Origin of the sequence: Methanosalsum zhilinae DSM 4017 (assembly GCF_000217995.1) — an archaeon.
Lineage (GTDB): Archaea > Halobacteriota > Methanosarcinia > Methanosarcinales > Methanosarcinaceae > Methanosalsum > Methanosalsum zhilinae.
This window is the reverse complement of record NC_015676.1, coordinates 842030-863882: the sequence shown is the minus strand read 5'-3', so window position 1 is coordinate 863882 and position 21853 is coordinate 842030. Positions and strand designations below refer to the sequence as shown.

Below are 21853 nucleotides of genomic sequence, written 5' to 3'. Positions count from 1 at the left end.
CTTCCAAATTGTCTTATCTTTTTCCAGCTCAGCAAAAATTTTATTTGCATACAGAAGCAAAGCCAGTTTTAGATTAATAATAAATATGCAGGGTAGTTGTATATATATCTGCTACATCTATAAATGTATAAACAAAATAAAATCAATGCATATATGTCTGCAAAAAATATGGCTATGCAACTGACATAATATAACTTGGGGATTCAACTCATGGGAGAAGATGAACAAAAAATATATAGAATGCCTCTTATTGGGGATTTTGCACCGGAATTTAAAGCAAAGACAACTACAGGAAACATTCATTTTCCGGATGATTATAAAGGAAACTGGGTTATATTTTTCAGCCATCCTTCTGATTTTACACCTGTATGTACCACTGAGTTTATCAAGTTTTCAAAAATGCAGGATGATTTCAAACAATTGAATACAGAATTGCTGGGTCTTTCGGTGGACAGTATATATTCTCATATTGCATGGATTAGAACAATCGAAGAAAAAATAGAATACAAAGGCTTAAAAAATGTTGAAATAAAATTTCCCATTATAGAAGACCTTTCAATGGAAATTTCTAAAAAATATGGTATGATTCACCCTCATGCAATCTATTCTACCGAAGAGATGCTGGAAGATTTTGAACGCAGTGGTGGCAAAATCAGTCTTGATTCTGGTACCAGCACAATAAGAGCAGTATTTATAATAGATCCCAATGGACGCATCAGAGCAATACTATATTACCCCATGTCAAGTGGCAGAAATATGGATGAAGTAAAAAGATTGCTTATTTCATTGCAAAAATCAGATTCCGAGAATATAGAAACACCTGAAGGATGGCAACCTGGAGATGATGTAATTATTCCTCCTCCTGAATTATCTTCAATGGCTAAAAAAAGAATTAGTGAAACTGATGAAAAAATGATATGCTACGATTGGTTTCTTTGTTTTAGAAAAGAAAATGCATAAGGGGAAGAAACATAACTAATCAAACAAGCGATGAAATTCCAAGTGCAAGATTATAATGTCCGGTATACACTTCTGTCCCTTCAGAATCCTTTAAAGAAATAATAAATTCCAGCCTGTCACCTTTTTCCCATGGAACATTGATGGTTATCGGATCATCTAATGAGATATTTTCAAATTTTTTATTTGAATAGCTTACCATTGTCAGATCATTTTTCAGAATGGAATAGTTGGCATAATATGTTGAAGAATCCCGGTACTCTGGTATAAACATAAATGTCACATGACTGTCATATCCTTCAACAAAACTGCTAAACCCTGCTTGAGTTCGATCTTCTATTAAATGATATGTTTGCGCTTCATCATCTATTAAAGCATCCATTAAAGAACGGATAACGGACACATTATAGTCAGGAGAATAGTATGCCCAGAGAATAGAATGGATTTCCAGAGGTGTGCCCCACTGGTAAATGGTGAATATGTCATGTTTTAGCTCACCGGCATAAAAGACACGCATTCCGTCCATTTTATATCTTTCTTCAAGATTCAGTGGAAGGTATCGATCCTGTTCGTCTGTTATAATTCCATAGAATCCGCCCTCAAGTTCAATATAGGTAACTGTCCCATAGCCATAGACAAAATCAGCTTCACTTCTTTCTGACATGGAGATTATTTCTACAGGGGTACCCCACATTTGAGCTGTTACAGTATCCTCTTTAACCTTACCAACAAATGTGATATCCATTCCATTTTCAGCATATATTTCATCCATATTGAGTGGATAATACCGATCTCCTTTATCGGTTACAATTCCATAGAATCCGCCTTCAAGATCAACATGGATAACGGTTCCGTTTGCAGATATGACTTCAATATCGGCAGTCATTTCATCGGATGGAAATTTATCCTTTACTCCGATGTCCAGACAGCCTGAAAACAATATAATTGATGAGATAAGGGCTATTGAAATAAATAGGGTACGTTTATTCTGTGTATCCTTTTTGTTTATTTTATATTTGTCCATTATAATAATATATAAGATATATTGGGTGATAAAGCATTCCTTAACTTCGAAAATGATTGAAGTTATTATACACATTCCATCTTTTGGCCCATTAATTTACTGAAAGCCAAAGCTTCAAATCATTAAAACAGAATCTGGCATCCTTCTCTCATGTGTCACATTAAAAAGGTTCAAGTAAAATGTTCTCAATAAATACGCATAAATAAAACAGATTCCCGGGCCTGATGAAACTATGAGCAGAACAAGAACCTATCTAGAAATTCAAAACAAAATTAACCGTGGAGAAGCTGTGGTTTTAACTTCTGAAGAAGTCTGTGAGCGTGTAAGAGATGGTGAGACTATCGGCTTTGATGATGTTGATGTTGTTACTACTGCCACACGTGGAATCATGAGCGGCACATATATTGTTCTCTCATTCAAAGTTGCAGAGCCAAATGAATTTAAGAAGGCATCCAGTGTATGGATAAACGGGATTCCTGCATATGTTGGTCCCTGCCCCAATGAAAGACTTGGAATACTGGATCTGATAATCTATGGTACCGGTTACAGCAAATATGATTCCTCCTATGGCGGAGGACACCTGTTCAAAGAAATGGTTGAAGGTAAGACCATAGAGGTTGAAGTCGAGACTGTTGAAGGGTATTGCTTTAAGCATTATACTGATATGAATGAGATACCATATGCAAAGTATTTTGCTACAAGACATACCTTCAAGAATTATCTGGCCTTTGTGAATCCTTCTTCTGAACCATTATCTACTATATTCCATGCTGCAGACTTTAAAGGTAACTACAGTGAAGCAACCTTTTGCGGCTGCGGGGAGATGAATCCGATAAAAAACGATCCGGACCTGGAAACAATTGGAATCGGAACACGTGTTCTTATAAATGGTGCTGAAGGGTTTGTTATTGGAAGCGGCACCCGCAGCAGCCCGGATAATCCAAATCTTGCAGCCTTTGCAGACCTCCATCCCATGACTGGAGAGTATATGGGAGGTTATCTCACCCCCTCAGGACCTGAAATTATCAGCACATGGGCAGTTCCCATCCCTATTATCAATGAAAAAATACTGGAAAATGTAATCAAACTCGATAAAGAAACTCCGCTTAAAGTAGCAGACGTCGGCGGAAGAATTAAACTGTGCGAAACCACTTATGGGGACGTCTGGGACAATGCTGATCCTGCTGTTACCTATAAACCTGAAAAATGTATAATGTGTACTACATGCAAGATCGAAGAAAAGTGCCCCATGAAAGCCGTCACTTCTGGAGATTCAATTAAATCAGCAACCTATGAGCCTTCCGAGTGCTTCAACTGTGGTTTCTGTGTATCGATCTGTCCTGGTGGCGCATTCAATGCAGAACTTGGAGCAATTCATTGCACTATAGACAATATGCAGAGAACCATACCCGTTACTCTTAGACAATCTGATCGCTTGCGAGCCATAAGGGCTGCATCTGAACTGAAGGAAAAAATTCTGGACAGTAGATTCAGGATAACAGAACCAGTTGAAAGCATATCATTTGGTCCTTCCTTCGAAAACAAGAGTTGATTTTATTCAGGAACGATTTATCTTAATTAGCAGAAGACTCCTTGCGTAAGCTAGGAGATGAATGCGTACTAATGAGAAAGCATCATCTTTTTAACATAAATTATAAATAATGTTAAAGTCATTAGATAAAGTGTATGTTGAAAGCCTATAAATATAGATTGTATCCGAATAAAAATCATGAAGAAATGATTTCACAACATATTGGTGCTAGTAGATTCATCTATAATTGGGCTTTAGAAAATAAGATAAAATCATATGAAGCAGAAGGTAATTCTATATCAAGGTTTGCATTGAACAAAATGATACCTGAATTAAAAATAGAACATGTTTGGTTGAAAAATATTAATTCTCAATCATTACAGGGAGCAACACTTAATCTTGACAATGCATTTACAAAATTTTTCAGGGAAAAGAAAGGTTTTCCTAAGTTCAAATCAAGGAAAAATCCAGTTCAATCCTTTTCTGTTCCTCAACATTACAAAGTGGATTTTGAAAATAATAAAATTAAACTACCTAAGATTGGATGGATAAATGCGAAACTACATCGTAGATATGAAGGTAAAGAGAAAACAGCAACAGTAAGTAGAACATCTACTGGAAAATACTATATTAGTATTCTCATCGATGATGAAAAAGAAAATCCTGTAAATAAATCATTCAATATTGATACAACGGTTGGTGTTGATGTTGGAATCAAAGACTTTGCCATTACTTCAATTGGTGAGAAAATTGATAATCCGAAATATCTTAAAAACTCGATGAAAAGAATGAAAGTTTTGCAGAAAAGACTTTCCAAAAAGAAAAAAGGTTCAGCTAATAGACAAAGGGCAAAAGTAGCAGTAGCAAAACTCTATGAAAAAATTGCCAACCAAAGAAATGATTTTCAACATAAGTTATCCTCTAAGCTCATAAGCGAGAATCAAGCGGTAGCATTGGAAACTTTGAACGTTAGCGGTATGTTGAAAAACCACTGTCTTACACAAAGTATAGCAGATGCATCATGGAGTTCTTTCGTAAAAAAACTCGAATATAAAGCCGAATGGTACGGAAAAACCATACTCCGTATCGGAAGATTCGAGCCAAGTACAAAAATCTGTAATGTTTGTGGCTACCACAACGGAAAGTTAACACTTACAGATAGAAAATGGCAATGTCCCGATTGTAAAACCAATCACGACAGAGATATTAATGCCGCTATTAATATCAAAAAGTTTGCTTTAGATAAGCAGAACTTAATAGGTATTTAGCACCGTAGGAACTACGGGAAGAGCTTGTGGACTTGTTCTCAAAAGAGAAAAGAATGAAGCAAGAAGCACCATGCGTAAGCGTGGTGTAGTTCACTGAAGTCTAATACTCATTTATGCCCTTTTTTTCAGATACAGGATATTTCCTTTATACTTTATCCTGAGTATTCTGTGATACGGGATCATTGTATCAGAGTAGAGTGTAATAAATGACCTGCCAATATCCTTAATATCTACTCCTGAAATAACCTTTTTATCTTCAGGCATACCCCTGTGGATATACTCCACAATGCACTCATCAAAATCCAGATTCTTCCATTTAATTTCATTTAAAATGTTTCGGGGATACCCTGATTTTATCTCATCCTCCATTCGGGTCCACTCCTCCTATCATTTAAATATTGTATTTGATAATTCTTCAGTATAGCTATAATAATTACATTAAAATATATAGTAATATAAAGATCAAACAAAAAAATTACGTACTTAAAAAATAAAAAGATTAAATATATAGTTTAAGGTGTCTTATTTATGGAAATATCCAGGTTTATACCCAAAAAATCTATAAAACTGTATACATCAGTCATAGTTTCTGTAATAATACTATACAGTTTTGTATTTTTGCACCTTACAGTAGCAGAGGGACAGATAGAAAATGCAAATTTATTAACTGCAGTCTACTGGGTAATGACCACCATGACTACCGTAGGTTATGGAGATGTCGTTCTACTTTCCGATACCGGTAAAGCATTTTCTATACTAGTTCAATTGTCGGGGATAACAATTGTTTTTGGAATATTGTTTCCGCAGATTATCATACCCTGGATAGAAAAAGCTGTAAAAACAAAGTTACCAACGCATGTACCAGATGATATGAAACATCACATCGTTATATGTGCTTCCACCAAACTGGTAGAGATCCTTATAGAAGGACTGAAAGACCAGAAAGTATCATATGTTGTTATAGACGATGACGAACAAGCAGTCCGGGAACTCATGAAAAATGATATAATATGTATATATGGTAATCCTGCCGAGGAAGATACACTGCAGCGTGCAAAAGTCCAGTCTGCAAGATTTTTAATAGCCAATAAGTCAGATTCTGAAAATGCAAATATTGCACTTACTGCACGAAAGATCAGCCAGGTGGAAATTATCTCAATGGCTGATGATATTTCAAATACCAAATATCTTCGATATGCCGGAGCAAATAAAGTCCTTTCTCCAAAAAGGCTTCTTGGACTCTACATGGGAAAAAGAGCAGTCGATCCTTTTGTAAACAGGCTTACAGGTGCTATCGAATTTCTGGATGGGGTAAATATTGTGGAATTTCCTGTATATCCAAAAAGTCCACTGGTTGGAAAGACCTTAAAGGTAGCAAATATTCAAAAAAGAACAGGTGCAAATATTGTAGGAATGCTTAAAGGCGGTACTTTTTCATTTCATCCGGAAGATAGCGATATTATTACAGAAAATACTGTATTTCTTGCTACAGGTACAACAGAACAGTTATCTAACCTGCAAAAGCTTACTGTTTAAACAAAATAGAATGTTATCAAGTACAGGAATCTGAATATGAACAATAATTATTCGAAAGACAAATTTATAGTACTGGGTTATGGGGATGTGGGAACAAACATAATTAAAATTCTTGAAGATAACCGCGTCTATTTTGTAGTGGTGGACCGAAACCCAGATGTTTTCGAAAAAGTAGAATTCAAATATATAATCGGAAACGGAGCCGATGAAGCCATTCTAAAGGATGCAGGTGTGCTGAACGCATCAACCATAATAATCACATTGAATGACGATATTGATATTATATTTGCCACATTGATATGCAGAAGCCTGAATCCGGATATAACCATTATTGCAAGAGCCAATACTGTAAAATCCATTGATAAGATATATAAAGCGGGTGCTGATTATGTGGTTTCACTTTCGATAATCGCAGGTCAGATGCTTTCAAAAATGACATCATTGTGTATTGACCATGTATGTGAGAATGTCAGTGAAGACATCATGCTTTATGAAGGCATAGAAATTGAAAAACATCAGGTACACAATCAATCTCCATTAAAAAATAAATCTGTAAATGAAATTGAAAATAAATATGCTATTGATTGCAGAGTAATAGGCATCAAAAAGAAGGATAGGATCATAACTCAGATTAACCCGTCAATAATTGTGGAACCCGGGGATATGATTGCAGTGGTAGGCTCAAGGGAGAATGTAGCTGAACTAAAAAACAAATTAACGGTTGCTAAGTGATCGCATGAACCGGCGTGTAACATCAGCTGGTTTTATTGGAATGTTTGCAACTTTTGCATTGCCTGGTTTGAGTATGACGTGTATGAACCCCATTTTTGTGGAAGCTTTCATATTTTGATATGCTGCCAGAAGTTCTTCTGGAGTATGGACTTTTATCGTATTTTCAAATCCGCATGCTAGGGCAAGAAATTCAAGATCCAGATTTTTTGATGTCAGTGTTTTCTGTGAACCTGTTGAACCATAAGCTCCATTGTCCAGAGCAATTATTATAAGATTGGCAGGATTAAGAAATGCAGCTTCAAAAAGGGCATTTGGGTTCATCAGAAGGCTTCCGTCGCCATCCAGAACAACTACCTTGCGATCTGATTTTATTGCAATTCCTGCACCTATGGAAGAAGCAAGTCCCATTGAACCAAACATATAATAATTAAGGTCTCGATCCTTTATTGAGTATAGCTCTTTTGATGGGATTCCAATATTACACACAACTACTTCATCATCAAAATGTGGTGCAATTGTATTTATCGCATCGTAGCGCAGCATCTGTGCCTCATCTATACATCCACGAAAATGAAAATTACATGACCTTCCTTTCATAAGTACCTGACCTTCCTCAGCCCAGGCAGAACAGATAGACCCCTCCCAGACAATTGGAGATACCAGAATCACATGAGGACGATGATTTTTAAAAGAGTCTTCTATACATGTTTCCAGCTGGTGTATATTTTCAATCCTATCAATAATTGTATAGGATATTCCTGCACCTTCAAGGATAGAAGGAAGATGCTCCCCCAGAGGTTTCTGTGCTTCTATCTTTTCTTTATAGACACCTCTCCAGCTGGCAAGTATAGGAAGCGGAATCTGGCATGAAATATTTAATGATTCCAGAGCATTGATCATGTTACCCAGGCCTGTACTCTGGATAACAGCCATTGGTCTGCTTCCTGCCATATATGCCCCTGCACATATGCCCACCCCGCTTTCTTCCCGGGTAATTGGAACATGATAAAATGTATTATCTATAAGTGGAATTAAATTTTTAAGTCGGTCACATGGAAGAGATGCAACAATATCAATTCCACTTCTGTGCATTATATCTATAAATATCTCTTCAGTGGACTTCATAAGATTCACCTGGCTGTATGAAAATATCATGCTCTATAGCTGCCAGTGTCCATGATCAAATCCAGATCAATATCTGAATCCTTTGCAGAGGCAGTTGGTTTTATTGTTGAGACTGAAAATTCACTTTTCAGTATCTTCTCTCCTCCTCCTGCAATATTTAGTAGAATTACATCATCCCTGTTAACATTCTGCTTTTCTACTGCCTTTACCAGTGATGCCACAGCAACTGCAGATGGAGGAAGTATGTCAACTCCTTCAAGTGATTCAAACATATCCTGTGCACTTTTAGCTTCAGAATTGGATATTGCATACATTATTCCATCTGATTCAGTCAGACAATCAAACAATCCTCCAGTTACAGAATATGCAGGAGTTCGGTTTGACAGTACATCAGCATAGATCTTTTCTATACTTGATTTTGCATCAGGCATATCCAGTTCAGGAATTATTTCACGGCGCCTCTCGTTCCATGCATTGACCATAGGTGTAAATGGTAGATTCTGGGCCAGCTGCAGTTTTGGCATATGATCTGAAAACCTTCCATCATTTCTAAGACGTATGGATGCTTCCCAGGCAGCAATTGCCCCTGTACCACTTCCAACAGCCTGAAAATAGTGATCAGGAATTCTGTTTATTGTAAATGCAGCATCAAGCATCACAGTAGCCATCCCATCCCTTCGTGCCACATTCCTTGCACCACCTTCTGGCATTATTCCTTCCAGATCTGCGATCCGCTGGGATAGATTAATGGCATCTGTATAGTCATTACCTTTATTCATTGTGATGAGATGTATGGAATCAGTTACTTCCGTGGGAATCCATAGTTTGTCCAGACCGAATTCAGGAACCACAATATATACATCCATACCTGTCAGTGCTGAAACATAAGCAAATGCCCTTGCAGTATTTCCAACCGATGCGAGGACAATTGCCTTGTGACCAGATTCTTTTAGCCTTTGCATTGTAGGATGTGCTTCAAGCTCCTTGAAACTGCATGTTTTGATGCTGGCATCCCTTTCCGGCCAGTAGCCACTAAAACTAATGTAAAGATTGGTAAGGCCAAGTTCTTCAGCAAGATGTTCACTCTTATATGTTACAGGTCCTGCTGTTGTTGTCAATACTTCATTTATGGGCAGCCAGTCAGTAAATTTACCTATACCGTTTACTTGTCTAAGATTGATCCTTTCTGGATATTCCATACGCAGGAAAGAATCATCGTTATCACAGCTAAGGCGAAAATCATTATCATACCTGGTCCCGCATTCAAGGCACTTCAGCAAATTATTGCTCGTCATATATTAAGAATTATAATTCTGCATATAGTAATAATTTTCTTTTACTCAGTTCTTTACATAGAAAATATTTGGCGTTGAGTTAACATTCCTTGTAACTCGATCGGAGCCTCCTGGATACACAATCGTAAGGGTATCAATTGTAGTCCCCAGCTCTCTGGAGTCATGAAGGTAATAATCATCAGTTTCTCTTGAAACATTCATAAGCTTGAGAGATGCATGATTGCGTCCAATTTCCAATACCTCCAGAGATTCAAAATCTGAAAAAACCAGTTCAAAGGTCTTTTCGAGATTACGACTGCCCAGCATAAAAACATAGATATTTGAGAATAGATCAAGGTTGTAATTAATTGAAACATAGGCATCAGGTCCATCGAATCTCATAGTCATATGAGTTATTTCCATATACTGTGCTGTTGATGGCCCGGGTTTAGCATAGGCTAATGGAACTATGGTCATAGATATAAGAGTCATAATGACGATCAATATGGAAAAAGTTTTCATTCAGAACTACTATAGAAATACCGATTAATAATTCTTTTCATGCATAATATATAGTAGCGTGGAATCAGGCGTTTTAGCATATATCATAATAAACAAATAAAATATATATAATATAATATTATTTAAAATGTCATATACCTGACTTATATATAATATAGCTATAAATGTAGCAATATATACCACTATAAATGTAATATATCAGTTATCAATAGGTATAAATGGCGTTAGCTATATATGGCTAATTAAAGTTTCACTATGATAATCGTCTGAGTTTGATCAATCAATCTTAATCCCATCATTCTTAGTAGATACCTATAATTTATGAGAGTTAACCATGGAAGATAAAATCACTGCTAATCAGGAAGCTGAACCTGTGAATTCTAACTTCGACACAACAGACTCTATAGACGTGCCGGAAATGTTAATTGATCAGGTCATTGGTCAGGAGCACGCAGTGGAGGTTGTTAAAAATGCAGCCCGTCAGAGAAGGCATGTGATGATGATCGGTACTCCCGGTACAGGTAAATCACTGCTTGCAAAAGCAATGGCAGAATTGCTTCCAAAAGAAGAACTTGAAGATATTCTTGCCTACCCCAATTTTGAAGATCAGAATAATCCAAAAATAAGGAAAGTACCTGCCGGGAAAGGAAAGGAGATCGTAGCAGCCCATAAAATGGAAGCACGCAAAAAAGCTCAGTCACGCAATATGCTGATGATGCTGATCGTGTTTGGCATAATCATCTATTCATTTTATGTCGGCCAGCTTCTCTGGGGTATCATTGCAGTTATAATGCTACTCATACTGGCAAGACACTTCATGCCAAAAGATGACATGATGGTACCAAAGTTGCTGGTTTCCAATTATGGAAAAGACCATGCACCATATATAGATTCCACAGGAGCACATGCAGGTGCACTACTTGGTGATGTCAGACATGATCCATTCCAGTCAGGAGGACTTGAAACTCCTTCCCATGACAGAGTTGAAAGTGGTGACATACACAGGGCCCACAAAGGAGTTCTATTTATCGATGAGATCAATACTCTAAGACTTGAATCTCAGCAGAGCCTGCTGACAGCCCTTCAGGAAAAGGAATATTCCATAACCGGCCAGTCGGAGCGAAGTTCAGGTGCCCTTGTGAAGACTGAGGCAGTACCATGTGACTTCATAATGGTAGCTGCAGGTAATCTGGATGCTGTCGAAAAAATGCACCCTGCACTCAGGTCACGTATAAAGGGATATGGATATGAAGTATATATGCGGGATTCCATGGAAGACAATGAAGAAAATCGCAAGAAATTGTTCCGTTTCGTGGCTCAGGAAGTTGCACGGGATGGTAACATCCCCGGATTTGACCGCAGTGCAGTAGAAGAGATAATACGTGAAGCAAGAAGACGTGCCGGAAGAAAAGGTCACCTTACATTAAAACTTAGGGACCTTGGTGGCCTTGTAAGAGTTGCCGGAGATATTGCCCGTTCAGAAAAAGCTTCAGTCACAACCGCAGAACATGTGATCTCCGCTAAAAGAACGGCTCGTTCAATAGAACAACAGATAGCCGATACATATCTGGAAAGGCGTAAGGACTATCAGCTGTTTTCAAAAGAAGGCGTTGCTATAGGCAGAGTGAACGGTCTGGCTGTGATGGGTGGAGATTCAGGTATTGTCCTTCCAATAATCGCTGAAACAACTCCACCACTGTCCACATCTGAGGGTAAGGTCATAGCTACCGGTATGTTAAAAGATATTGCAAAGGAAGCTGTACAGAACGTGTCCGCAGTAATTAAAAATGTTACTGGCAAGGATATAACAAATCGTGATATACATGTGCAATTTGTTGGTACATACGAAGGAGTCGAAGGAGACAGTGCATCCATCTCGATCGCAACCGCTGTTATATCAGCAATAGAAGAGATCCCTGTAGATCAATCGGTTGCAATGACCGGATCTCTCTCGGTCAGAGGGGATGTTCTTCCAGTAGGAGGAGTCACCTATAAAATAGAAGCCGCAGCCCAATCCGGTATAAAGAAGGTAATCATTCCAAAGTCCAACGAAGCAGACGTACTCATTGAAGAACATTACAAGGACATGGTTGAAATCATACCTGTTTCAACAATAACAGAAGTTATTGAGCACAGTCTGGTAGGTAAAGAAAAGGCAAGTATAATCAAAAAGTTGAAAAAATTAACGCATCTTCAGCTAAATCTCGATATTCCTGAAGTGGTTCCAGCATCTATCAACAAAATGAAAAATACAAGCAAAGGAACAAACAATGTCTGAGATAGATTTTTTTGACGCGCGACTCGTTGATGGAACAGGCACTATAATCACCCTTGATAATGGTGATGTTGATGATATTTCCATAAATTACAGCCAGGGTGCTGGTGTAAGAGCACTTTGCAATGGTTCATGGGGATTCACATCCGTTGAAGGCAAGTTTGACCTGAAAAATGTAATTAAATCAGCTAAAGAATTGTCAATACAGATGAACTCTTACAGTCCTGCAGAAAAAATAGAACTTGCACCCGTGGAGGCCCCTGTTGTAAGAAATGCGCCGGTAACCAAAATAAACCCAAAGGATGTCTCTATTGAAGAAAAAGTAGAATTGCTAAAGGAAATTGAAAAACATGCTCGGGTTGATGGTGTCAAAAGTACCAATGTGATGTATGCAGAATCAGAGATGATTTTCAGATACTGTAATTCCGAAGGAGTTGAGTGTGAATACGAAACTATCAGAACTGGTTTTGCAGTAACCGCTGTAGCTGCTGAAAACAACAAATATCAGGTTGGTAGAGAAAGTAGGTTTGGAGTGTGTGGATATGAACTTTTTGATGATCACAATGCATACCATCTAGCAGAATCTGCAGGTAAGACGGCAGTTGAGCTATTATCTGCCGAAAACTCTCCTGCCGGAAATCTGCCTGTAATACTTGATCAGGAACTTGCAGGCGTGTTTGTTCATGAGGCGGTTGGACATGCATCTGAAGCAGACCTGGTCCTTGAAGGAAACTCAATATTAAAAGATAAAAGAGGAGAAAGTATTGCATCACCCCTTGTAAACGTCATAGATGATCCAACACTTCACGAATATGGATACTTCCCCTTTGATGCTGAAGGGGTACAGTCCAGAAAAAACACTATCATAAAAGACGGAATACTCAATTCATATTTACATTCAAGAGAAACTGCAAATAAACTTGGAGGCATACCGGGTAACTTCAGGACACAGGGCTACTCATTACCAGTTGTCAGGATGAGTAATACATATATTGATAATGGAGAATCCGGTTTTGAAGAGATGCTTGAAGAGATGAAAAGTGGAGTATATCTTATGGGTTCAAGGGGAGGTCAGGTAAATACCGGGGAAGGAATTTTCCAGTTCAATGCAGAGAAGGGATATCTAATAGAAAATGGAGAAATGACCACTCTCCTTAAAAATGTGTCACTTTCAGGTAAAACCCTGGAAATCCTTAAGAATGTTGAAATGGTTGGAAACGATCTGAAAATGCATTCAGGTAGATGTGGTAAAAGTGGACAACTTGTTCCGGTAGCTGATGGATCTCCACATATTATGATTTCAAAAGCACTTGTCGGAGGAGTATAAATGTATGAATTTGGAGAAGGTGCATTGAATCTTGCATCCAAGGAAGGAGCCGATGAAGCAGAAGTGTATATACTGACCAGCAGATCCACAAGTGCAGATATTCGAAAAAATGTGATCGAAAGTGCAAAAGAACAGCGATTGCAGGGAATAGGTATAAGGGCTATCGTAAATGGTTCTGTGGGCTTTGCCAGTACAAATATTCCAGGTAAAATAGAGGAAACTGTAAAAAAGGCAGTTTCTTCTGCAAGGGTTAGAGAGAATGATCCTGAATGGACTTCTTTACCTTCAAATTCAAAATATCCCCGGGTATCAGGGATTTTCGACGATAGTATAAAAAATATGGAACTTGAAAAATGCATTGAACTTACCCGAGAAATGATAGAAGGCGTTCAATCATTTCCAGATATAGAAATTACTTCCGGAAGCTTTTCGAGATCTTATTCAAATAGAATGATAATGAACACTAACGGTGTCAATATCAGGGAAGAGGATACAAGTGTTTCTGGATTCATCGATACCATAACTTCCAGTAATGATACTTCGACAGCCTATGATTTTCAGATCTCAAGAAATCTGGATATTGATTTTATGAATATTGGTAAAAGGGCTGCACAACTGGCCCTAAACTCCAGAAACGGCACATCGATCAACACTCAGAATACCGAAATTGTATTACATCCTTTTGCAGTCTCAGATCTTCTTGATAATTCATTTGTACCCTCTTTAAATGCTGATAATGTACAGAAGGGGAGATCATATCTTAAAGACAGAATGGGAGACAAAATAGCTTCAGAAGATCTGACAATTATTGATAACGGACTTCTTGAAAATGGAATTGAAACATCTGTATGTGATGATGAAGGTTCCCCTTCTAAAAAGACAACGGTCATTGAAAATGGTATATTCAAATCATACCTGTATGACATCTACACTGCAGGCAGATATAAGGTAGAATCAACAGGTAACTCCAGAAGACATTCATATAGTTCTGTACCTGGAATTGGACCAAGGAATTTGATTATAGACTATCCCCAGTCCAACATCATAGAGGAAACAAATAATGGGGTCTATATATCTTCCCTTATAGGAGCCCATACTGCAAATTCTATCTCAGGAGATTTTTCAGTAGAAGCAAGAAATGCTTTCCAGATCAAAAATGGAGAGATCGAGAAACCTATAAAGTCCCTCATGATCTCAGGCAACATTTTTGAGATATTTGAAAATATTTCAGGAGCAGGATATGATGTCCAGATGATTGGCGGTACAGTTACGCCATCTATCAGAGTATCTGATATGAAAGTCATTGGATGATATTTTTTTGAATATCCATCAATAACATAAGATAAAATCCCATAATGATCCTTAATATGAATGAACCCAAGTTCTTAGATAGATACAGCAGAATCGAACGAAATGAAATATCACCTGCCTTCAAAATATCTAATAGCATTTCTCTGGAATTTAACAATGATGCATCTCTTGAAGATTTGTGGGAAGTACACACTCAAGGTATGGAAAAGTATCGAAAAATAATAGCTGACCCTATACCTGATGAAAAACAGATCGATCAAGGATATAATGAACGGTCTCTTCTGGATCTAAAAATACTTATTTCTGAAAGGATCCTTGAAAAATGTTGCTTTTGTGAAAGGCGCTGTGGAGTTAACAGAAAGAAAGGGCAAGTCGGATATTGTGGCCTTAAATATATCTCAAAATATGCCTCTGAATTTCTTCATATGGGTGAAGAACCTGAACTTGTTCCATCCCATACCATTTTTTTTACAGGATGTGTATTTTCGTGTATTTACTGCCAGAACTGGACAATATCTACATGCCCACATTGTGGTGCTGTAATCATACCTGAAGACTTTGGAAAGATTATAGACAGAAGACGTAATGAAGGCTCAAAAAACGTAAATTTTGTTACACCAACCCCACATCTCCATATGGTACTGAAAACTCTAAAACATGTAAATTCCAGCATACCTGTAATATGGAACTCAAATATGTATCATTCATCTGAAAGCAGTAAACTTCTTGAAGGGGTTGTTGATGTATATCTTGCCGACTTCAAGTATGGAAATGATAAATGTGCCAGTAAATTATCAAATGTCAGAAAATACATGCTTGTAATTCAGAGAAATTTTAAAAATGCATATGATAACAGCGAAATTATTCTGCGCCACCTTGTGCTTCCAGGTCATCTGGAATGCTGCACCCACCCAATTGCAGAATGGGTTTCTGAGAATATTCCTTACATACGATTCAATCTGATGTTTCAATATACCCCGCATCACAGAGCACATGAAGCACCTGAAATCAACCGCATATTGACACCCGATGAAAAGAAAAGGGCAATTGAAATCGTTTCTCAGCAGGGCATTGAGGATCTGCTTATCTAAAATTTACTTTTACCTGTTTTCTGCCCTGAACGAATTATCTATAATTTTCATGGCGCATAGTTCTCCACACATTGAGCATGCTTCACTGCAACTTACCCTGCTTTCCCTTATGTATCGAGCTCTCGCAGGATCTATTGCCAGGCTATACTGCTTATCCCATTCAAGTTTTTTACGTGCGTTTGACATTTCGAGATCCATCTGGCGTGCTCTTTCCTTCTGCCCTTCCTTAACAAGATCTGCAGCGTGTGCTGCTATTCTTGTTACTGTCGCACCCTCCCTGATATCTTCTACAGTCGGAAGAGCCAGGTGCTCTGAAGGCGTGGTCATACACAGAAAATCGGCGCCATGCATCCCTGCAACAGTACCTCCGATAGCAGCAGTTATGTGGTCATAACCAGGTGCAATGTCAGTTACCAGTGGGCCAAGTAGATATAGGGGTGCTCCATCACATAGATGTTTCATTCCCTTCACACTCAATTCTATTTCATCCACAGGCACATGTCCCGGCCCTTCAACAAAGGTCTGAACTTTTCCGGCTCTTGCTTTTTTGACCAGTTCTCCCAGAACAATAAATTCCATGAATTTAGGTCGATCCGTTGCATCATGTATACAACCTGGACGCATGCCATCACCCAAGCTCAATGTAAGGTCATATTCATAAGCTATCTCAAGCAAATACTCATATTCAGAATAAAATGGATTTTCTTCATCATTGTGAAGCATCCATGCAAGAGTAAAAGAACCTCCCCTGCTAACAACATCCATTATTCTGGAGCTGTCTCTGAGTCTCTTTAAAGAATCGAGGTTTATACCGGCATGTATGGTTACAAATTCCACTCCATCCTCTGCATGCTTTCGTACAGCATTGAACATATCATCTGTACTCATATCTACAATTGAACCATGGGATGAAGCTGCCTGATATATGGGAACAGTCCCAACAGGTATATCTACAGCATCCATAATTTTCTTTCTAATAAGATCAAGATCACCACCAGTAGATAAGTCCATCAAAGTACTGGCACCTGCTCTTTCAGCGACTGTTGCTTTTTTGACCTCGGTTTCAATATCAACATAGTCCCGTGAAGTCCCTATATTGGCATTGATTTTGGTACTCATATATTTGCCAATACCCATTGGCTTTGATTCTCGCAATACGTTTTTTGGGATTGTAATCAGACCCTTTGCTACACATGAGCAGATTTTATCTTCTTCAATTCCTTCAATCTCAGAAACTGCCTTTATTTCAGGGGTAACAATGCCTTTTTTAGCATCTTCCATCAATGTCATATTTGCTCCGTTAATTCGATGTATTTTGATATGATTGATCAGGTATATTATTTGAAATTTGATTAGAATTACCTGACTCACATATATAAATTACTGTACATATATACTTACAGTATTATTTAATATTCATTTGTTTTAGCCGTTCCATACTTCTGTCAACAAAATCCATACATGGGTGTTCTAAAATTTTCATACTGTTGTTATTGTTCAGTAAATCCTTTATTTTCTCAAAATCAATGTTTCCGGATCCGATCCAGGAATGTTCATCTCTGCGTCCATTGTTATCATGCAGATGAAAATGGGATATATCTTTCATCAAAAAATCCTGAATTGTATCTGTAGTGTTTGCATGTCCTATGTCCAGAACAAAACCATTCTCACCAAGGTCCATTTCAGGTGATCTAAAAAGATAACAATCCCAGTCATCAGGCATATTCTCAATACATACCCTTACACCGGTATCATAAAAAATATCTTCAAGTTCATTCAGTGACCTTAAAAGGGACGTATTTGCATCAGGCAGATCGTGCCTGTATGAATAATATCCAGGATGTACAACCAGCACATCTGATCCAATACAGTTACATATATCAGCCATATATTTTATAAAATCAATACTTGCCTTTCTGATGGGCTCACGAATGCTCCCTATATTGATATCAGTAACTGGAGCATGTACCGAGTACCTGAAATCGAATGATTGTGGAATCTCTTTATTCTTTGAAAGATCATGCAGACCTTCAGAATATATCTCTACACAACTGGTAACACTACCAAGCTGCTCAAGTGCTTCTGATAGGGACTTGTTCTTTAATGCACGAGATGAAACACCTATCATTTTAAATATTCCTTAATTCAATTTACATTCAATTTTTTGTATGACTATAAATTTAGTTCAAAGGAACCAATTGAATAATTTTCAGATAATTTTTTTGATACATTATACTTTTAAAATATATAGCTATCGAAACAGGACATAATAAGAAAATTACGTGATCAATTAGTATAGTCTGATAGAATTATTAACAAATTCTATTAATAGTATGTTTCATGACTCATAAATAGTTTTGATAAGGTTAAAAGATATGGAGGTAATGTAAATGAAGTACTTTATAAAAAATGAAACACTTATAATTAATGGTGATTTTGAAGCTTTAAGCACGGGAATAAATGGTGGGAGATGCGCAGTAAATTGTCTCTTCAATCATACTGTAGAATCTGAATTTGATCGCGTTTTACCTAAAGAATATCTCAACTCTGTTGCATCTTCACATGACATAATTGAGCCATATTTTGGACTTCTAACAGCTGTTGATATGGATAATCTATGTGTTGAAATTGATGAATATATGACTGTTTTTGTAACTGCAGGTATCACACATCCTTCTCCTTTTAGAACAAAATCCATTGGAACTATCAATATAATTATCGTAGCCAGAGCGAATGTTTCAGAGGGAGCTATGGCAGGTGCGATCATAACCGCAACTGAGGCAAAAAGTAAGGCCCTGATAGACATGGGATTTGATTTTTTAGGAACAACAACAGATGCTGTAATTATTGCTACTGAAAATGTAGCTCAGAAGAAATTGCAAAATATTGAGTATTCAGGCAGCTATACTGACTTTGGTTCAAAGATCACCAAAGCTGTTACCAAATGTGTAAAGGAAAGTATCAGAAAAACACATCCGGAGTACAGATAACTAATGATATCCATATACAATATTAAATCATAAATTGTTCCAGCAATTTTACCCGATAATTATATATAGTTGGATATCGGTATTGGCAAATCATATCAGGACAGATTTCAAAACACCTTGTTGGGTGAGGTTACTTTCGAAACACAGGCTGGTGCCCAAAAACATCGAGAGATGCCAATGGGTAAAGCAGGTATTGTCGGCTTAAGGCTTTACCAATTCAGCTGAATGGAGCAGGATCCATTCTACGTTCGATCGTGCCAAAACTGAACGAGGAGAGTGTTCAGATGGAATATATTATACAATATTCCTATTGACCATAAACAAATATCTATACACTTTCCTTCTTTCATTCCCATAAGGTCTCTGTCTTCTGGTCAAAACATTTCAGGAAAAAGCATTTTGATCAACGACTGTCATCAAGATGCTTCTGATAAGCTAAATTTAGGAGGAGTTTGTATGGATGAAGATTATGACACCATTCACGCTAATCTTGTCAAAGACGTGATGGATGAGATTTATTTTGCAGTAAATGAAGAGAACACTATAGAAGATACCATATCTCAATTCCGCCATTATAGACCAGAAGCTGAAGAAACTACCATTTATTATGTGTATGTAACAGATAATGATGGACATCTCATCGGAGTAATGTCGCTTCGTGACCTGTTAAACGCCAGGGGAGATATTCCTGTATCCAGAGTGATGAAAACCTCAATAATAACTCTAAAAGAAGATGAAGACGTTGAAATCGCTGCAAGAGAAATGTCAGATCTGCCATATCGCGCACTTCCTGTGGTTAATTGGGATGACAGGCTTGTGGGTGTAGTGCGTTCAGAGGAGATGCTTGATGTGGTTGAAGAAGAAGCCTCTGAAGACATATTCAAAAGTGCAGGTATGGTCTTTTCCGACGCAGAAGTTTCCAGAAGTTATGCTATACTTGAATCATCTGCCTTTGATATTCTCAGAATACGCCTTCCATGGCTTATGTTCGCACTGGCTGGAGGGCTTATTGCAGGAGTTGTAATTGAAGGATATGAAGCAACCCTTGGAACTGTAATTGCACTGGCATTCTTCCTTCCAGTTATAATGGACATGGGAGGTAATGTAGGGACCCAGGCATCAACTATATTTGTCAGAGGGTTAGCCGTTGGTCATATTGATGATAAGAATGCAATAAGGCATTTTATTTCAGAGGGGAAAGTCGGACTGATGATAGGGCTTGTTGTCGGAATCATTGGGGGGCTGGTAGCCTATTTATGGCAGGGTATGATAGAACTAGCGATTGTAATCTTTCTGACTCTTCTGAGTGTATGCCTTCTTGCATCGATCATTGGGTTTATAATTCCATGGATCGTCAATAAAGTAGGATATGATCCAGCAGCTGTATCAGATCCTATGATAACAACAGTTAAAGATGTAACAGCACTGATCATTTACTTTGGACTTGCAGCATTATTTATTCCTGCTCTGATCTAATTTTATGCTGCTGATTCTTTTTTTATTTTTTAATATAAATAAATATATTGACCGATATCTTTATATAATATATGTTCATTTGTATATTCGTTGAAACATGTGAGCGGGAATATCTATTTTTCACCCCATTAACCCCCACTCCCCACCCCGCTCACATAAATTCTTCAGAAATGAAAATTGTTTTAAATAAGTATATTCAATATAGAGGATACTGTTACTCTACAATTATTGATACTGATACTCTGAGTATTTTACCAAATCCTTACATATTTATTTTCCAGAAGGGGAGAAAGGAATATAAAAGTTTAAAACTACTTTTAAGGCATGCTCTTTGAACCAATAAATCTATGCGGTCTGACTATAGATAATCGTTTTGTAAGGTCTGCCACCCATGAATGGCTTGCAGAAGAAGACGGTACTCCCACATCATATATAGGAAATATTTATGAACAGCTTGCAAAAAATGATGTTGGGTTGATCATCACAGGATATTCATATGTAAATACCAGAGGAAAAAGCGCTCATAATCAGCAGGCCATATACAGTGATCACTTTATCCAGCCATATAGAGAGATAACAGATAGAGTGCATAAATATAAAAGCAAAATCATACTTCAGATCGTGCATGGTGGAAGGCAGTCATTGATAACATGCGGGAATCAATCTGCATTAGCACCATCAGAGGTACCGGACAGCACATCCACTAATACCCTGCTTGAAATGACAGAAGATGAGATATATCAAACGATTGATGATTTCGCAATAGCTGCCAGAAGAGCCAGTATAGCGGGTTTTGATGGAGTTCAGTTGCACTGTGCTCATGGATTCCTGCTGAGTAATTTTTTATCTCCCTATACAAACAGAAGAAATGACCAGTGGGGAGGCTCTATCGAAAACCGAACACGTATAGTCACAGAGATTATTGAAAGAATACATGAGGATATTGGTAAAAAATACCCCATTATGATAAAATTAAATGCTACTGATGGTTTTGATCCTGCTAAAGTGAGCAATTCGCTTGATATGCCTGAGTGTATTGAGATTGCAAAGGAACTGGAAAAAGCAGGAGCGTGTGCAATTGAGGTCAGTGGAGGAATATTTGAAGCCGGAGATATTATGTCACAGCCACATATTAATAGCAGGTCCAGAGAAGCTTATTTTAAAAGGTATTCACGCGCTATAAAAGAAGAAGTCAGTATACCCATCATTCTGGTTGGGGGGATACGTTCCCTGTCAATTATGAATAAAATTCTCAATGAAGAATATGCAGATATGGTATCAATGAGCCGACCGTTTATAAAAGAGCCTGACCTTGTAAAAAAATTAAAATATAATAGTCAGGAGAAAGCACAGTGTATTTCCTGTAATCTGTGTTTTGATGATAAAGGCATAAAATGCAACTATGAAACATAAT

The 21853-nt window shown here is 37.6% G+C and carries 19 protein-coding genes and 1 riboswitch; of the genes, 12 read left to right on the top strand and 7 right to left on the bottom strand.

What is annotated here, in order from left to right; translation table 11 throughout:
- Nucleotides 1-210: 210 nt before the first annotated feature.
- Entirely contained in the window at nucleotides 211-960 is a 750-nt protein-coding gene (locus MZHIL_RS04000) for a redoxin domain-containing protein (protein WP_013898089.1), read from the top strand.
- Between the two features lie 19 nt (nucleotides 961-979).
- Here the strand turns inward: MZHIL_RS04000 and MZHIL_RS03995 are convergent, their stop codons facing one another.
- Nucleotides 980-1981, bottom strand: a complete 1002-nt coding sequence (locus MZHIL_RS03995) for a hypothetical protein (protein WP_157209629.1) — start codon at nucleotides 1979-1981, stop codon at nucleotides 980-982.
- A 232-nt stretch (nucleotides 1982-2213) separates the two neighbouring features.
- On the opposite strand from MZHIL_RS03995, the gene MZHIL_RS03990 reads away from it, so the two are divergent.
- A complete protein-coding gene (locus MZHIL_RS03990) occupies nucleotides 2214-3533 on the top strand; it encodes a methanogenesis marker 16 metalloprotein (RefSeq protein ID WP_013898087.1) in 1320 nt (439 codons plus the stop codon).
- A 134-nt stretch (nucleotides 3534-3667) separates the two neighbouring features.
- Nucleotides 3668-4780 carry an IS200/IS605 family element RNA-guided endonuclease TnpB gene (tnpB, locus tag MZHIL_RS03985; protein ID WP_013898086.1) on the top strand — a complete coding sequence of 371 codons (1113 nt, stop codon included), beginning with the start codon at nucleotides 3668-3670 and terminating at the stop codon, nucleotides 4778-4780.
- A 111-nt stretch (nucleotides 4781-4891) separates the two neighbouring features.
- On the opposite strand, the gene MZHIL_RS03980 is transcribed toward tnpB, so the two are convergent.
- On the bottom strand, nucleotides 4892-5149 hold the full coding sequence (locus MZHIL_RS03980) for a DUF504 domain-containing protein (RefSeq protein ID WP_013898085.1): 258 nt from the start codon (nucleotides 5147-5149) through the stop codon (nucleotides 4892-4894).
- 159 nt (nucleotides 5150-5308) lie between these two features.
- Here MZHIL_RS03980 and MZHIL_RS03975 point away from each other — a divergent pair, with 159 nt between their 5' ends.
- Both MZHIL_RS03975 and MZHIL_RS03970 read left to right on the top strand, forming a co-directional pair.
- Nucleotides 5309-6316 (top strand): potassium channel family protein, encoded by a 1008-nt coding sequence (locus MZHIL_RS03975; RefSeq protein ID WP_013898084.1) that lies wholly within the window; start codon nucleotides 5309-5311, stop codon nucleotides 6314-6316.
- Between the two features lie 36 nt (nucleotides 6317-6352).
- On the top strand, nucleotides 6353-7048 hold the full coding sequence (locus MZHIL_RS03970) for a potassium channel family protein (RefSeq protein ID WP_013898083.1): 696 nt from the start codon (nucleotides 6353-6355) through the stop codon (nucleotides 7046-7048).
- On the opposite strand, the gene comE is transcribed toward MZHIL_RS03970, so the two are convergent.
- Genes comE through MZHIL_RS03955 form a run of 3 tightly spaced genes read right to left on the bottom strand, consistent with a single transcriptional unit; the run spans nucleotide 7031 to nucleotide 9939 of the window.
- Entirely contained in the window at nucleotides 7031-8173 is a 1143-nt protein-coding gene (gene comE / locus MZHIL_RS03965) for a sulfopyruvate decarboxylase subunit beta (protein WP_048815634.1), read from the bottom strand. The two genes, MZHIL_RS03970 and comE, sit on opposite strands and share 18 nt — an antisense overlap.
- A 26-nt stretch (nucleotides 8174-8199) precedes the next feature.
- A complete protein-coding gene (locus MZHIL_RS03960) occupies nucleotides 8200-9468 on the bottom strand; it encodes a cysteate synthase (protein WP_013898081.1) in 1269 nt (422 codons plus the stop codon).
- Between the two features lie 45 nt (nucleotides 9469-9513).
- On the bottom strand, nucleotides 9514-9939 hold the full coding sequence (locus tag MZHIL_RS03955; RefSeq protein ID WP_157209628.1) for a hypothetical protein: 426 nt from the start codon (nucleotides 9937-9939) through the stop codon (nucleotides 9514-9516).
- Between the two features lie 364 nt (nucleotides 9940-10303).
- On the opposite strand from MZHIL_RS03955, the gene lonB reads away from it, so the two are divergent.
- Genes lonB through MZHIL_RS03935 form a run of 4 tightly spaced genes read left to right on the top strand, consistent with a single transcriptional unit; the run spans nucleotide 10304 to nucleotide 15973 of the window.
- On the top strand, nucleotides 10304-12247 hold the full coding sequence (lonB, locus tag MZHIL_RS03950) for an ATP-dependent protease LonB (RefSeq protein WP_013898079.1): 1944 nt from the start codon (nucleotides 10304-10306) through the stop codon (nucleotides 12245-12247).
- A complete protein-coding gene (locus tag MZHIL_RS03945) occupies nucleotides 12240-13571 on the top strand; it encodes a TldD/PmbA family protein (RefSeq protein ID WP_013898078.1) in 1332 nt (443 codons plus the stop codon). The genes lonB and MZHIL_RS03945 overlap by 8 nt, the downstream gene beginning before the upstream one ends.
- On the top strand, nucleotides 13572-14882 hold the full coding sequence (locus MZHIL_RS03940; protein WP_013898077.1) for a TldD/PmbA family protein: 1311 nt from the start codon (nucleotides 13572-13574) through the stop codon (nucleotides 14880-14882).
- A 56-nt stretch (nucleotides 14883-14938) separates the two neighbouring features.
- Complete coding sequence (locus tag MZHIL_RS03935; RefSeq protein WP_048815633.1) at nucleotides 14939-15973, top strand: radical SAM protein; 1035 nt, start codon at nucleotides 14939-14941, stop codon at nucleotides 15971-15973.
- A gap of 9 nt (nucleotides 15974-15982) precedes the next feature.
- Here the strand turns inward: MZHIL_RS03935 and thiC are convergent, their stop codons facing one another.
- Complete coding sequence (gene thiC / locus MZHIL_RS03930) at nucleotides 15983-17263, bottom strand: phosphomethylpyrimidine synthase (RefSeq protein WP_013898075.1); 1281 nt, start codon at nucleotides 17261-17263, stop codon at nucleotides 15983-15985.
- A gap of 115 nt (nucleotides 17264-17378) precedes the next feature.
- Nucleotides 17379-18101 carry a sugar phosphate isomerase/epimerase family protein gene (locus MZHIL_RS03925; protein WP_013898074.1) on the bottom strand — a complete coding sequence of 241 codons (723 nt, stop codon included), beginning with the start codon at nucleotides 18099-18101 and terminating at the stop codon, nucleotides 17379-17381.
- A gap of 262 nt (nucleotides 18102-18363) precedes the next feature.
- Here MZHIL_RS03925 and MZHIL_RS03920 point away from each other — a divergent pair, with 262 nt between their 5' ends.
- From MZHIL_RS03920 to MZHIL_RS03910, 3 genes are all read left to right on the top strand, one after another.
- Nucleotides 18364-18963, top strand: a complete 600-nt coding sequence (locus MZHIL_RS03920; RefSeq protein WP_013898073.1) for an adenosylcobinamide amidohydrolase — start codon at nucleotides 18364-18366, stop codon at nucleotides 18961-18963.
- 109 nt (nucleotides 18964-19072) lie between these two features.
- Nucleotides 19073-19246: riboswitch (M-box (ykoK) riboswitch) on the top strand.
- Between the two features lie 173 nt (nucleotides 19247-19419).
- Nucleotides 19420-20439: a magnesium transporter gene (gene mgtE / locus MZHIL_RS03915; RefSeq protein ID WP_048815471.1), complete on the top strand. Its 1020-nt coding sequence runs from the start codon at nucleotides 19420-19422 to the stop codon at nucleotides 20437-20439.
- Nucleotides 20440-20763: 324 nt separating this feature from the next.
- Complete coding sequence (locus MZHIL_RS03910) at nucleotides 20764-21852, top strand: NADH:flavin oxidoreductase (protein WP_013898071.1); 1089 nt, start codon at nucleotides 20764-20766, stop codon at nucleotides 21850-21852.
- Nucleotide 21853 lies beyond the last annotated feature (1 nt).

Bases quoted from the DNA above. Each gene is read 5' to 3' on its own strand.
- MZHIL_RS03945 (WP_013898078.1), top strand. From the start codon at position 12,240: ATGTCTGAGATAGATTTTTTTGACGCGCGACTCGTTGATGGAACAGGC.
- comE (WP_048815634.1), bottom strand. From the start codon at position 8,173: ATGAAGTCCACTGAAGAGATATTTATAGATATAATGCACAGAAGTGGA.
- lonB (WP_013898079.1), top strand. From the start codon at position 10,304: ATGGAAGATAAAATCACTGCTAATCAGGAAGCTGAACCTGTGAATTCT.
- MZHIL_RS03910 (WP_013898071.1), top strand. From the start codon at position 20,764: ATGCTCTTTGAACCAATAAATCTATGCGGTCTGACTATAGATAATCGT.
- MZHIL_RS04000 (WP_013898089.1), top strand. From the start codon at position 211: ATGGGAGAAGATGAACAAAAAATATATAGAATGCCTCTTATTGGGGAT.
- MZHIL_RS03995 (WP_157209629.1), bottom strand. From the start codon at position 1,981: ATGGACAAATATAAAATAAACAAAAAGGATACACAGAATAAACGTACC.
- MZHIL_RS03935 (WP_048815633.1), top strand. From the start codon at position 14,939: ATGAATGAACCCAAGTTCTTAGATAGATACAGCAGAATCGAACGAAAT.
- MZHIL_RS03925 (WP_013898074.1), bottom strand. From the start codon at position 18,101: ATGATAGGTGTTTCATCTCGTGCATTAAAGAACAAGTCCCTATCAGAA.
- mgtE (WP_048815471.1), top strand. From the start codon at position 19,420: ATGGATGAAGATTATGACACCATTCACGCTAATCTTGTCAAAGACGTG.
- MZHIL_RS03920 (WP_013898073.1), top strand. From the start codon at position 18,364: ATGAAGTACTTTATAAAAAATGAAACACTTATAATTAATGGTGATTTT.
- MZHIL_RS03940 (WP_013898077.1), top strand. From the start codon at position 13,572: ATGTATGAATTTGGAGAAGGTGCATTGAATCTTGCATCCAAGGAAGGA.
- MZHIL_RS03975 (WP_013898084.1), top strand. From the start codon at position 5,309: ATGGAAATATCCAGGTTTATACCCAAAAAATCTATAAAACTGTATACA.
- MZHIL_RS03990 (WP_013898087.1), top strand. From the start codon at position 2,214: ATGAGCAGAACAAGAACCTATCTAGAAATTCAAAACAAAATTAACCGT.
- MZHIL_RS03970 (WP_013898083.1), top strand. From the start codon at position 6,353: ATGAACAATAATTATTCGAAAGACAAATTTATAGTACTGGGTTATGGG.
- MZHIL_RS03980 (WP_013898085.1), bottom strand. From the start codon at position 5,149: ATGGAGGATGAGATAAAATCAGGGTATCCCCGAAACATTTTAAATGAA.
- MZHIL_RS03955 (WP_157209628.1), bottom strand. From the start codon at position 9,939: ATGACTCTTATATCTATGACCATAGTTCCATTAGCCTATGCTAAACCC.
- thiC (WP_013898075.1), bottom strand. From the start codon at position 17,263: ATGACATTGATGGAAGATGCTAAAAAAGGCATTGTTACCCCTGAAATA.
- tnpB (WP_013898086.1), top strand. From the start codon at position 3,668: ATGTTGAAAGCCTATAAATATAGATTGTATCCGAATAAAAATCATGAA.
- MZHIL_RS03960 (WP_013898081.1), bottom strand. From the start codon at position 9,468: ATGACGAGCAATAATTTGCTGAAGTGCCTTGAATGCGGGACCAGGTAT.